The sequence below is a fragment of the Glaciecola siphonariae genome (genome assembly GCF_042652645.1).
Lineage (GTDB): Bacteria > Pseudomonadota > Gammaproteobacteria > Enterobacterales > Alteromonadaceae > Glaciecola > Glaciecola siphonariae.
The window spans coordinates 711,416-724,332 of record NZ_JBHSGU010000002.1 but is presented as its reverse complement, the minus strand read 5'-3'; the positions used below and the strand labels follow the sequence as shown (position 1 = coordinate 724,332).

Sequence of the window (12,917 nt, the reverse complement as noted above, 5' to 3'; positions counted from 1 at the left end):
CCATGAATGCATTTATTAACACTTTAGAAAAAGGCGTGTTTCGTAACCGCGCAGTGCTCATATCCATATTTACCGTGATTACGTTTTTTCTAGCATATCAAGCCTCACAGCTTAAATTAGATGCTGGTTTTACTAAAAATATTCCGCTCAATCACGAATATATGCAAACCTACATCAAGCACAAAGAAAACTTTGGCGGGGCCAATAATATACTCGTATCGGTATGTGATACCGAGTCTGATATTTTTAATACCTCCTTTTTTGACACGCTAAAAAACGTTCATGACCAAGTATTTTTTATTAACGGCGTAAACCGCTCCTTGGTGGTGTCTTTGTTTGCACCGTCTACTCGCTTTACTGAAATTGTGGAGGGCGGCTTTTCTGGTGGCCCAGTGATACCTGCCGACTTCAATTCGAACAATCCTGCTGCGCTTGAGTTAGTCAGAAAAAATATTGATAAGGCCGGCATTGTTGGTCGTCAAGTCTCAAATGACTTCACCTGCGCCATGGTAACCGCACAGCTTCTGGATATTGACCCTGAAACGGGCGAACCGCTCGATACGCTTGCGATCGCACAGGAACTTGAGACGCAATTACGCGGACAATACGAAACCGACCGCATCAGCATACACATTATCGGCTTTGCCAAAATGATTGGTGATGTGGCTAACGGCGCAAAAGACGTTGTCATGTTTTTTGCAATCGCCATAGCAATAACGGCCATTATGGTGTTCTTCTTTTGTCGCTCTATTATGTTGACGGTGCTTCCCCTAGCGTGTTCATTCATTGCGGTGGTTTGGCAATTAGGTCTGCTAACGGTGTTTGGTTTTGGCATGGATCCCATGTCGATTTTGGTGCCGTTTTTAGTCTTCGCCATTGGTGTAAGCCATGGTGTGCAAATGATCAATTCAGTTGGCAAGCGCGCAGCACAGGGGATGGATGTAAAGGTCGCCGCTCAGCACGCATTTAGAACCTTACTCATTCCCGGCGGCATTGCATTACTGTCTGACACGGTTGGGTTTATGACCCTTTTGGTCATCGATATTGGCATCATTCGAGAACTGGCTATCACCGCGAGTATGGGTGTAGCGGTAATAATCCTCACTAACTTATTGTTATTACCTGTGTTGATGTCATATGTGACGCTTACTGACAACAATAAGGCAAGATATCAAGCCAAAAATAAAGACTCTGCAATGTGGCAATGGGTGGCAAATTGCGCCTCAGGTAAAACGGCTTTGGTTATTGTTGGCATTACGACTGTCTTGTTCGTATGGGGCTTTAATCAGGCGCAATCGTTAAAAATTGGAGACTTACATGCTGGCGCACCTGCACTGCATGAGGACTCGCGCTATAACCAAGACACGTTTTTAATTACCGATAAGTATGAAATTACGGTTGATTATATTTCGGTAATTGTCGAAGGCCCAGAATCTGCGTGTACTGACTTTAATTTTATGAGCGCGATTGACGATTTTCAGTGGCGAATGCGCAATATTGATGGCGTCCAGTCAGCAATATCCTTGGCATCCGTTGCCAAACAGGTGAATGCTGGTTATAACGAGGGTAATCCAAAATGGCAGGTATTACCTAGAAACCAAGCGACGATGGTTCAAGCCGTATCAAGAGTACCTACCTCATCAGGCTTACTCAATGCCGATTGTTCTGCGATGCCGGTTATATTGTTCATGGAAGACCATAAAGCAGAGACGATTAATACGGTGGTAAACGCGGTTAAGGAAATTCGCGACTCTTACAACAATAATGAACTTTCGTTCAAACTTGCTTCTGGGCCGGTTGGCGTGATGGCTGCTACTAACGAAGCGGTAGAATCGTCACAAGACCCAATGCTTTACTATGTGTTTGGTGCGGTAATCGCACTGTGTTTAATTAGCTTTAGGTCACTACGGGCTACTTTAGCGGTAGTGGTACCTTTATATGTTGTGTCGGTGCTTGCGCAGGCACTAATGACCTATTTACAAATTGGTCTGACTGTATCAACGCTACCCGTCATTGCGCTAGGTGTGGGTATTGGTGTTGACTATGGTATTTACATACTGTCGACGATGAACAGCCGACTGCGTAATGGCGAGAGTGTTAAGCAGGCGTATTATGCCGCGCTACAGGAACGAGGCAGTGCCGTGTTGTTTACTGGTATCACGCTTGCTATCGGGGTAAGCACTTGGGTATTTTCAAGTCTGAAATTCCAAATGGACATGGGCATTCTATTAACATTTATGTTCGTGGTGAACATGCTTGGCGCGATTATCGTGCTTCCCGCTATCGCACGCCTGTTGTGGTTTAAATCGGGTGAAAAATAATTGTACATATTTATGCTAAGCTGAGGCAGGGTACAAAAGAGTTCAGGCGTACAAAATACTAGCAGTTTTACGCTTTATTTGGCGTAAGTACCACACAAGATGCTGCTCGTTCATGAAAGAACGTCATAAATATTAAAAAAGGAGTCATTAGGCTCCTTTTTTGTTTATTAGCGGCTTGTACAAATTATGCAAAAAATTGAAATGCTTATTCAAGTTGTAAAAATCTAGTTAATAATTGCTAGTAAACTATTAATTTTTTTAGGAAAATACCGTTAACAACATAGGAAATCCTAATTAACAAATACTATCGAGATTGCATATGACGGTTACACACCATCAACACTCTGTGCTGCTGGAGCAAGTTTTTTCACTTATTAATGAAAAAAACAAAGCAAAAGATGCGCATCTTATTGGGCAGTTCGGTCAATTACTCTTCAAGAACATGTCATTTGACGACCTCAATGGCCGCAGTGACAGTGACCTTTACGGCACCATTTTGAGTCTGTGGCAGCAGTTGCAAGAAAAACAGGCTGGCACGCCTCTGATCAAAGTCATCAATCCAGAAATTGCAAAGCATGGCTGGCAGTCCTCGCATACTATTATTCAAATTATAGTAGATGACATGCCATTTTTGGTTGATTCAATTCGCATGGCAATCAACCGTTTGCATATCACCTCCCATTTAATTTTGCATACGCCCATGCATTTCAAACGAGACCAAAGCAATCGGGTCGTCGAATTTGTGGAACAAGGCTCTCGTGAGCAAGAGCATCGCTCTGAGACGGTATTTTTTATTGAAGTTGACCGTCAGTCTAAGGCTGAATATATCAAACAGCTCACAGACGAACTGCACTCTGTGGTGTCAGAGGTGTCATTGTCAGTGTCTGATTGGCAGCCAATGCGAGAGAAGCTTGCCGCTATTACAAAGCAGGTCGATAAGACCGTGAGTAAGTCGCCAGACGATGTAAAGGCACAAAGCAAAACCTTTTTGAACTGGCTTAACGATCATAACTTTACCCTCATGGGTTATCGATATTATAAAGTGACTGCGATCGAGGGCGACCATCGCTGGATACCTGACAACGACAGCAGCTTAGGTCTTATGAAAAACTCGGTAAGCGATAAAGAACGTTTACTGTCGCAAATGCCGGCTACGGCCCGCGATGAAGCTTTATCTGAAAATCCCTTAATACTGACAAAGACCAACACGCATTCACGGGTTCATCGTCCTGCTTATATGGATTACATTGGCATCAAAGAATTTGATGATAAGGGCAATGTATGCGGCGAACATCGCTTCTTAGGTTTATATTCAGCGTCTTTTTATAACAGCAGTGCCGCTGAACTGCCCATGCTAAAAGAAAAAATAAACCGCATGTGCAAACTATCAGGCTTTGAGCTGGGAACCCACGCCTATAAAGCATTTGTAAACATTGTTGAAACATACCCTCGCGATGAGCTATTGCAAACTTCAGACGAAGAGCTTGCGCAAATTATCTTGGGTATTTTTCAGATGCAAGAACGGGGCATGTCAAAGCTTTTCGTACGCCGAGATACCTTTGGGCGCTTTTTCTCGTGCATGGTTTACGTGCCAAGAGAGCGTTATAACACGCAACTAAGAAAAGACACGCAAGCCTTATTGAAACGCTCGTTTAATGCCCAAGGAGAAGTGGAATTTAATACTTACTTTTCTGAAAGCGTTTATGCACGCACACATTACATTGCCCGCGTAACAAATAACAATTTGGAGTTCGATGTGAAAGAAATCGAAAAGAATCTCATTGAATTAACCAAGTCGTGGCAAGACAAGCTCAACGCAAAAATTGTTGCCTTTTATGGCGAAGAAAGCGGTAAGGCTATCGTGCGTAAGTACGATAACGCGTTTTCACGTAGCTACGCCGAACAAAATCTGCCCAGCGCTGCGCTAGTTGACATTCAATACATTGAGTCGCTAAACGAGCAGTCGCCACTGGATATATTGTTCTATCGTCCGCAAGAAGAAAGCAAAGAGTCAGATATTGTTAAACTCAAACTCTATCATGCGAATGAGCCTATTCACTTATCTGATGTGCTACCGATGCTCGAAAATTTTGGTTTGCGAGTTGTTGATGAAAGCCCATATCGCGTAACAAATGAAAACGGTAAAGTGAGCTGGGTGATGGACTTCACTATGCTGCACAAGCAGAGTCATGGCTTTGATATGGAGCGCGCCCAGGCCCTGTTCCAAGACGCTTTTTCTGACGTATGGAGTGGACAGCTTGAAGATGACGGATTTAATCGACTGATTTTAGGCGGGCAAATCCCCGGCCGCATGGTCACGATTGTTCGGGCCTATGCTAAGTACATGCGCCAAATTGGTTCCTCGTTTAGTATCGATTATATTGCCAATACGCTTGCATCGTATCCTGATATTGCTGAGGATTTGATTGCCTTTTTTGACCAGAAATTTTGTCCAAACCGAAAACGTAATTCCAAGAAACTCGAAAGTATTGAGCAGGGGATCAGTAAAAAGCTTGATGCGGTATCAAATCTAGATGATGACAGAATTATCCGTCGTTATTTAGACCTCATTAACGCCACGCTTAGAACCAATTTTTACCAGAATGACGCCGATGGTGACGCGAAGCATTATGTGTCGTTTAAACTTTTACCAGCGCGCATTCCTGAAATGCCGCTTCCGCTGCCTAAGTTTGAAATATTTGTTTACTCACCGCGCGTGGAAGGTGTGCATTTGAGAGGCGGTAAAGTCGCTCGTGGAGGACTGCGTTGGTCTGACAGAATGGAAGACTTTAGAACCGAAATCTTAGGCTTGGTTAAAGCACAACAGGTTAAAAATACCGTGATTGTGCCGGTGGGCGCAAAAGGTGGCTTTGTATGTAAACGCATGCCAAAAGATGCCGATAGGGCGACCATGCAGGCTGAAGGACAAGCGTGTTACCGTATATTTATTCGCAGCTTGTTGGATATTACCGACAATATTATCGACGGTAAAATTGTGCCACCCAAGCAGGTCGTGCGCTTAGACGAAGACGACCCTTATTTGGTCGTGGCCGCCGACAAAGGCACTGCAACCTTCTCAGATATTGCCAACAGTATTTCAGATGAGTTTTCTTTCTGGCTAGGAGACGCATTTGCTTCGGGCGGAAGCGTAGGCTACGACCACAAAAAAATGGGTATTACCGCTAAGGGAGCTTGGGAATCGGTTAAGCGTCACTTTAGAGAGATTGGCATTGACTGCCAAACCACGCCATTTACCTGCGTGGGGATTGGCGATATGTCAGGCGATGTATTCGGTAACGGGATGTTGCTGTCTAAGCAAACTAAAATTGTGTGCGCATTTAACCATATGCATATTTTCTTTGATCCCAACCCAGACCCAGCAACGAGCTACAAAGAACGTGAGCGTTTATTTGCAGACCCGAGTCTGACTTGGGATGACTACAATCGTGAGTTGATTTCTAAAGGCGGTGGTATTTTTAAACGCAGCGAGAAGTCTATTAAACTGACGAGCGAAATGAAGGCTTGTTTAGGCACCAAGCAAGCCTCGATGACGCCTAACGAACTTATTCATAATGTATTGAAAATGCCGGTAGACCTCATCTGGAATGGCGGTATCGGTACGTATATCAAGAGCAGCAAAGAAAGCCACAGCGATGTAGGCGACCGTGCAAACGACAGCCTTCGCGTGAACGGCAAAGATGTTAAAGCAAAAATCATAGGAGAGGGCGGTAATCTTGGGCTCACGCAGCTCGGTAGAATTGAGTTTGCAGCTAATGGCGGTCGGGTCAATACTGACTTCATTGACAATGTGGGCGGGGTTGATTGTTCGGATAATGAAGTCAACATCAAGATTTTGCTCAACAGCCTAGTGGCCGACGGTGAACTCACCTTAAAACAGCGCAACAAATTATTGTTTGATATGACCGATGATGTTGGTGAGATAGTGATTGCAGACTGTTACCGACAAACGCAATCAATCTCCATTACTCACCTAGCAGGGGTTAAACAGTTAAAAGAGCAGTTGCGTTTTATTCATGGCCTAGAGCGCGAGGGTGCGCTGAATCGAGAGCTGGAGTTTATTCCGTCAGACGATGAGATTTCTGAGCGCGTAATTACCGGACAGGGCTTAACGCGTCCTGAGCTTTCAGTGTTAATTGCATACGGCAAAATGGTGCTCAAAGAGGCCTTTAACATCAAAGCAATCACGGGTAATCCGTATTACGAAAAACATCTGATTAACGCATTTCCTCCGGTATTGCGCGATAAATATCGTAAGCAGATGCAGGAGCATCCGCTTCAAGGCGAGATTATTGCAACTAAATTAACGAATGAAATCGTTAATGACATGGGGCTTAATTTTGTTTTCCGCTTACAAGAAGAAACCGGCGCAAGCGAGTCAGAAATTGCCCATGCCTATAGCATCGTCAAAGGCGTGTTTGATATGGGAACGCTGTGGAACGAAGTTGAGCAACTGGATAACGAAATTGATGCAAATGTTCAGCTACAAGTTTTAGACGACATGCGCCGTTCGCTGCGCAGAGCTGCCAGATGGTATTTACGTCATGGTGATAAGCTTGCAGATATTCAAAGCGCCATTGATAAGTACCGCGCGTCGTTTGCTGTAATTAGCAAAAACTTGCCGAATTACCTAGTTGCCTCTGAACTAAAAGAGGTCGAAAGACGCACTGAACAGTTAATTGCGCAAAATCTCCCCGAGGAGCATGCCTACCGAGTGGCGAGTTTGAGCAATATGTTCTCAAGTATGGACTTGGTGCAAATTGCTGAAAGTGAGAAACGTCCAGTGGATGTTGTGTCTCGTTTGTATTACCAATTGGGCAGTAAATTTGAACTGCACTGGTTTTTGGAGCAAATCAATTTGCAGAACGTTGGCAATCATTGGCAGGCTCTTGCTCGCGCTTCTTATCGCGAGGAACTCGACTGGCAACAACGTGCATTAACCACCGTGTTACTAAATTCAGCACCGAAGAGTAAAGATGCCGACGCCATTCTAGCCAAGTGGATAGAAGAAAATAAGGTCAAACTCGAACGTTGGCATCATATGATGACAGAGTTTAAAACGTCAGATAATCACGAGTTTGCGAAGTTTTCTGTTGCTTTGCGTGAATTGATGCTGTTAAGCATAAGCGCAAACCATTAAACTATCGGCATTAGAGGTTTAACGTAAACACCCTGCTAGCAGGGTGTTTTTATATGTGCGCGTCACGCTTTATTTAACGCGCTGCGCATCTGGACTAAGCAAGGAAACCCGTGTACGCGATTATTCAAAAGCTACTGCTCTCATGCGACCCTGAATGGAGTCATGACGTTTCAATAGGATTTTTAAAACGTTCAGGTGGAAATTTGCTCAATGCACTGTATTCACAGAACTTACCGCCTAAACCCGTTACTTGCTTTGGTTTAGAATTTAAAAACCCAATTGGTCTGGCTGCAGGGCTCGACAAAAATGGTGAATGTATTGACGCATTTGAGGCGATGGGATTTGGTTTTGTAGAGGTCGGCACCGTCACGCCGCTAGCGCAAGCGGGTAACGATAAGCCTCGTTTGTTTCGCCTACCTGAGCATCAAGCCATTATAAACCGCATGGGGTTTAACAACAAAGGCGTTGATTATTTAGTTGAGCAGGTCAAACGCGCTAACTATAAGGGTGTGTTGGGCATAAACATTGGCAAAAATAAGCAAACGCCAGAAGAAAATGCGCTGTCTGACTATATAAGCTGCCTCAAAAAGGTCCATGAGCACGCTTCATACGTGACGATTAATATATCATCTCCAAATACGCCAGGCCTGCGCAATTTACAATACGGCGACTCTTTAAAACAACTCTTAGGTGGTCTTAGAGCCGAAACTGAGGCTCTGAAGGTGGCAAATGGTAAGCACGTACCTTTGCTTGTAAAAATCGCGCCCGACCTAGATCAAGCTGCTATTGAGCAAATAGCGCAAACGCTTATTGAAAGCGGTATGGATGGAGTAATAGCAACAAACACTACTCTAGCACGCGATAGCGTTGCCGGACATATTCACGCCAACGAGATGGGCGGACTCAGTGGTAAAGTGCTGTGCCAAAAAAGCGAAAGTGTGACCAAAGCGCTGCATACCGCCCTTGATGGAAAATTACCAATTGTTGGCGTTGGCGGTATAAGCAGTGCGGACGATGCTAAAGCGCGGTATGATGCGGGCGCTAGTTTACTCCAAGTTTATTCGTCTTTTATTTATCAAGGCCCTCCACTTATTAAGGCACTCGTGAATGCTTGAATGTTTGTTAATCGCAGCCAAAGGGCTAGATGAGTTACTCAAGCTCGAAATACAGAAAATACTGGGTGAAGAGAGAGCCATTGCGCTCACGCCTGGGCAGTGCCGTTTAACGGTTACCTTAGAAGAGCTTTACACGCTAAATTTGCATACGCGATTGGCTAACCGCGTGCTTCTGGTGCTCGCTAGCGGCACGGTCAAAGATGCAGAAGATATCTACACGCTTACCCAATCAGTTAAATGGCCAGAACAATTTGACGTTAATTCGGCCTTTGCCGTTAGATTTAATGGGGTAAACCGTGAAATTCGCAACACACAGTTTGGCGGACTTAAAATTAAAGATGCGGTGGTTGATCAATTTGTCGAGCTAACCGGACGCAGACCAGACGTATCAAGACAAGACCCTGACGTGCAAATTCATGGGCGTCTTAGACGCGAAAAACTTGATATTTGCATAGATTTTTCGGGCACGAGCCTGCATCAGCGAGGCTATCGAGAGGCAAGCGGTGAAGCACCGTTAAAAGAACAGGTTGCGGCAGCAGTGCTAATGCGCAGTGGATGGGCAGATAATACTGACTTATGTTTACTTGATCCCATGTGCGGCTCTGGCACCATTGCCATTGAAGCGGCACTGATTGCCAGTAATACACCCCCAAATTTACACCGTTTTCACTGGGGTTTTGAGCATTTCTTGGGACACGATAAGGCGCTTTGGCAACAGGTTAAGGCTCGTGCAGTCGAGGCGATTGATGAACCCGCGGCAAAAATATACGCCTTTGATATCAGTACGCCCGTGCTCGATATGGCGCGAGAAAATGCACAAGCCTCAGGGATGTCTGCCTACATTGAATTTAAACAATGTGATGCTCGTCAAGCACAGGTAAAAGAAGATAAAGGCTATATTGTGAGTAACCCTCCATATGGCGAGCGTTTGGGTGAATATGTGGGCTTATTGCCACTGTTTGATGCATTTGGAAAACACCTCAAAACGCATTTTGCTAACTGGCGAGTATCTTTATTGTCGTCAGACCAGCAGTTGCTCAAGGCCATTAAACTGCGCGCGCACAAACGTTATGCGATGAACAATGGAAAGCTAGAATGTGTATTGGCTAACTATGAGCTCAACGAAGATAATCTGGCCAGTTTCGATGCAGTAGGGACCCTACCTGCAGAGGAATTTGCCAATAGGCTTGTAAAAAATCAAAAGCGTCTGCAAAAGTGGCTCAAGCGAGAAAACATAGAGGCCTACCGAATTTATGATGCAGATTTACCGCATTATAACTTTGCTATTGATGTGTATGGCGCTTGGGTAATTGTGCAAGAGTATGCGGCGCCTAAAAGTTTGCCAGAGGCGGTTGCCAAAGAACGTTTACAACAGGCTTTGCTTCGTATTCCTACTATATTGAAGTGCCCAACTCAGCAAGTGGTAGTAAAACAACGCGTCAAACAAAGTGGTAGCAGCCAGTATCAAAAACACAGTAACAGCGGCAAACGCGTCACAGTGACTGAATACGGCGCAAAATTTTATATTAACCCAGCAGATTATTTAGACGTTGGCCTATTTTTAGACCATCGAACTACCCGCCAAATGTTTGCAGCCAAAGCCAAACAAAAGCACGTATTAAATTTATTCTGTTATACCGGCAGCGTATCGGTGCATGCCGCGCTGCACGGCGCAAAGTCGGTAACAAGCGTGGATATGTCACGGACATACATTAATTGGGCTAAAGATAATTTTGAACTCAATGGCATTCAGGGAAATCATGTGTTTGAACAAGCTGATTGCCTAGAGTGGCTCAATGGTCGTGCACAAACGCATCTACCAAAGTTTGATGCCATATTTATTGACCCGCCGTCTTTTTCTAATTCAAAACGGATGGATGGTACGTGGGATGTACAGCGCGACCACGTGGGTTTAATCAAAAATGCGCTAGCGTGTTTGCAGCCTGACGGCTTCATTTATTTTAGTAATAACCTACGTAAGTTTAGTCTCGACCAAGAGGCTATTGAGGCCTTGGGCGTAAAAGCAGTCAACATTGGCCATAAAACCTTACCAGAAGACTTTATTCGCAACCCTAAAATACACCATTGTTGGGAGATTTCTCGGCTATGAGCAAGTCGTCAACAGGCTTGTCACTCACTTTATATACTGGGCCGCACTGTGAGCTTTGTGAGCATGCACAAGCCGTTTATGAGCAGTTGTCGCCTAAAAACACAGTGTTACACAAAGTGAATATTCGTGACCACTCCGACTTGTATCATCTTTATGCTCTTCGTATTCCGGTTCTCAAACGCTCAGATACCGGCGCCGAGCTAGGATGGCCCTTTGATATTGATATGTTGGAACAGTTCTTAGCATGAATCTTGTACAGTTAAAAAATGCCTCTATTTTATTTGGTCAGCCTGCGCTGATTGACAGTGCTGATCTAAATATCCAAAGCCAAGAACGCGTATGCATACTCGGACGCAACGGCAGCGGCAAATCTACGCTCCTGCAGGTGATAAGCGGGGAGTTGAAGCTCGATGATGGTCAGCGTGTCGTTGCGGGTGAAACGGTCATATCTCGACTACCGCAAGACCCGCCCGCTAACACAGAAACCCGAATTTTTGACTATGTTGCAGAAGGCTTAGGTCAAAGTGCTGCACTTATCAAAGCCTATCACGAGCAGGCTAACTTAATTGCTACTGATCACAGTGAACAAGCCATGAATAAGCTGCAGGCGCTGCAAGAGCAACTAGATGCAAACAACGCATGGCAGTTAGAACAGCGCATTGAAAATGTGTTAACGCAGCTAAACCTAACTGCAGATAAATTATTAAGCGACCTGTCGGGTGGTTGGCGCAGAAAGGCCGCCCTTGCGAGAGCCTTGGTGAGCCAGCCTGACGTGCTTTTACTCGATGAGCCCACTAACCATCTTGATATTGAAATGGTGAAGTGGCTTGAAAAGACCTTAATGGCTTTTTCGGGCAGTTTGGTATTTATTAGTCACGACAGAAGTTTTATTAGAAATTTAGCCACGCGAATTGTAGATATTGACCGAGGGCAGGTGACCTCATATCCGGTAAACTACGATAAGTATCTAGAACAAAAAGCGCATGACTTAGAGGTGGAAGCGACCCACCAAAAAGAATTTGATAAAAAGCTCGCCAAAGAAGAAGTATGGATTCGTCAAGGTATTAAGGCCAGACGCACGCGCAATGAAGGCCGAGTGCGCGCATTGAAAGCGCTACGAGAGGAATATCAAGCGAGGCGCAAAGTATTGGGCAGCGCCGTTATTACAGGCGGTGAGGGGCAGCGTTCTGGTAAGCGCGTATTTGAATTGACGAATGTAAGCTTTGCATATGAACAGCAGCTTATTCTCAAAGATTTCAATTTGTTGATTAATCGTGGCGACAAGCTGGCCTTGATTGGTCCAAACGGATGCGGAAAGTCATCGCTAATCAAGCTTTTATTAGGAGAGCTTGAGCCAGATGTCGGTGAGGTGATGCGAGGCGTAAACCTAGAAGTTGCGTATTTTGACCAGCATAGAAGTCAATTAGAGCTCGACAAGCCGCTGATAGACGTAATTGCAGACGGCAAGCGTGAAGTTATGGTAAACGGCAATCCGCGTCACGTTATAAGCTACCTGCAAGACTATTTGTTCAGCCCCGAGCGTGTGAATGCGCCAGTGTCGACATTATCAGGCGGTGAAAAAAATCGTCTTATGCTCGCGAAACTAATGTTAAAACCGAGCAACCTCCTGATTTTGGATGAACCAACTAACGACCTTGATGTCGAAACGCTGGAATTGCTGGAGTCACTGTTAGTTGAGTATCAAGGTACGGTGCTTTTAGTGAGTCACGACCGTGAATTTATTGATAATGTGGTAACATCGAGCCTAGTATTTGAGGGCGCTGGCAACATAAATCAGTTCGTTGGCGGTTATTCTGATACCCTTGCATGGTATGCGCAGCAAGACGCTCAACATGCCAGTAGTGCAAAAGCAAAAAAGCAGTCCGCGCCAGCTAGCTCAGTCAGCACACAGGCAAAGCATGAGCCGGCCCCAGATGCGGTAAAAAGAGACAACAGCGCTACTCAAAAAAAGGCGAACAAGCTATCATACAATGATAGACGCGAGTTAGAGCAGTTGCCTAAACAGATAGAGAGGCTTGAATCTGATATTGAGGCCGTTCAGGCGCGCATAAATGAAGCGGATTTTTTCTTACAGCCTTCAGAAAAAACGCAGCCAGTATTAGATGAGTTGCAAAAGCATGAGACCGCGCTAGAAAATGCCTTTGAGCGTTGGGAAGCATTAGAAGAATTAAAAAATAACGAGTAGTAACAGG

Annotated in this window: 6 protein-coding genes; all 6 read left to right on the top strand. The window is 44.9% G+C overall.

Annotated features, from left to right (window positions below):
- The first annotated feature begins 2 nt into the window (after window positions 1-2).
- The 6 genes from ACFO4O_RS04765 to uup all read left to right on the top strand — a co-directional run bounded on the left by ACFO4O_RS04765 (window position 3) and on the right by uup (window position 12,910).
- Entirely contained in the window at window positions 3-2,321 is a 2,319-nt protein-coding gene (locus ACFO4O_RS04765; protein WP_382406214.1) for an efflux RND transporter permease subunit, read from the top strand.
- Between the two features lie 319 nt (window positions 2,322-2,640).
- Complete coding sequence (locus ACFO4O_RS04760) at window positions 2,641-7,479, top strand: NAD-glutamate dehydrogenase (RefSeq protein ID WP_382406213.1); 4,839 nt, start codon at window positions 2,641-2,643, stop codon at window positions 7,477-7,479.
- Window positions 7,480-7,589: 110 nt separating this feature from the next.
- Window positions 7,590-8,594: a quinone-dependent dihydroorotate dehydrogenase gene (gene pyrD, locus ACFO4O_RS04755; RefSeq protein ID WP_382406212.1), complete on the top strand. Its 1,005-nt coding sequence runs from the start codon at window positions 7,590-7,592 to the stop codon at window positions 8,592-8,594.
- Window positions 8,587-10,704, top strand: coding sequence for a bifunctional 23S rRNA (guanine(2069)-N(7))-methyltransferase RlmK/23S rRNA (guanine(2445)-N(2))-methyltransferase RlmL (rlmKL, locus tag ACFO4O_RS04750; protein WP_382406211.1), 2,118 nt, complete (start codon window positions 8,587-8,589; stop codon window positions 10,702-10,704). The genes pyrD and rlmKL overlap by 8 nt, the downstream gene beginning before the upstream one ends.
- Window positions 10,701-10,952 (top strand): glutaredoxin family protein, encoded by a 252-nt coding sequence (locus ACFO4O_RS04745; protein ID WP_382406210.1) that lies wholly within the window; start codon window positions 10,701-10,703, stop codon window positions 10,950-10,952. Before rlmKL ends, ACFO4O_RS04745 begins: the two co-directional genes overlap by 4 nt.
- Window positions 10,949-12,910, top strand: coding sequence for an ATP-binding cassette ATPase Uup (gene uup / locus ACFO4O_RS04740; protein WP_382406209.1), 1,962 nt, complete (start codon window positions 10,949-10,951; stop codon window positions 12,908-12,910). The genes ACFO4O_RS04745 and uup overlap by 4 nt, the downstream gene beginning before the upstream one ends.
- The last annotated feature ends 7 nt before the right edge of the window (window positions 12,911-12,917 follow it).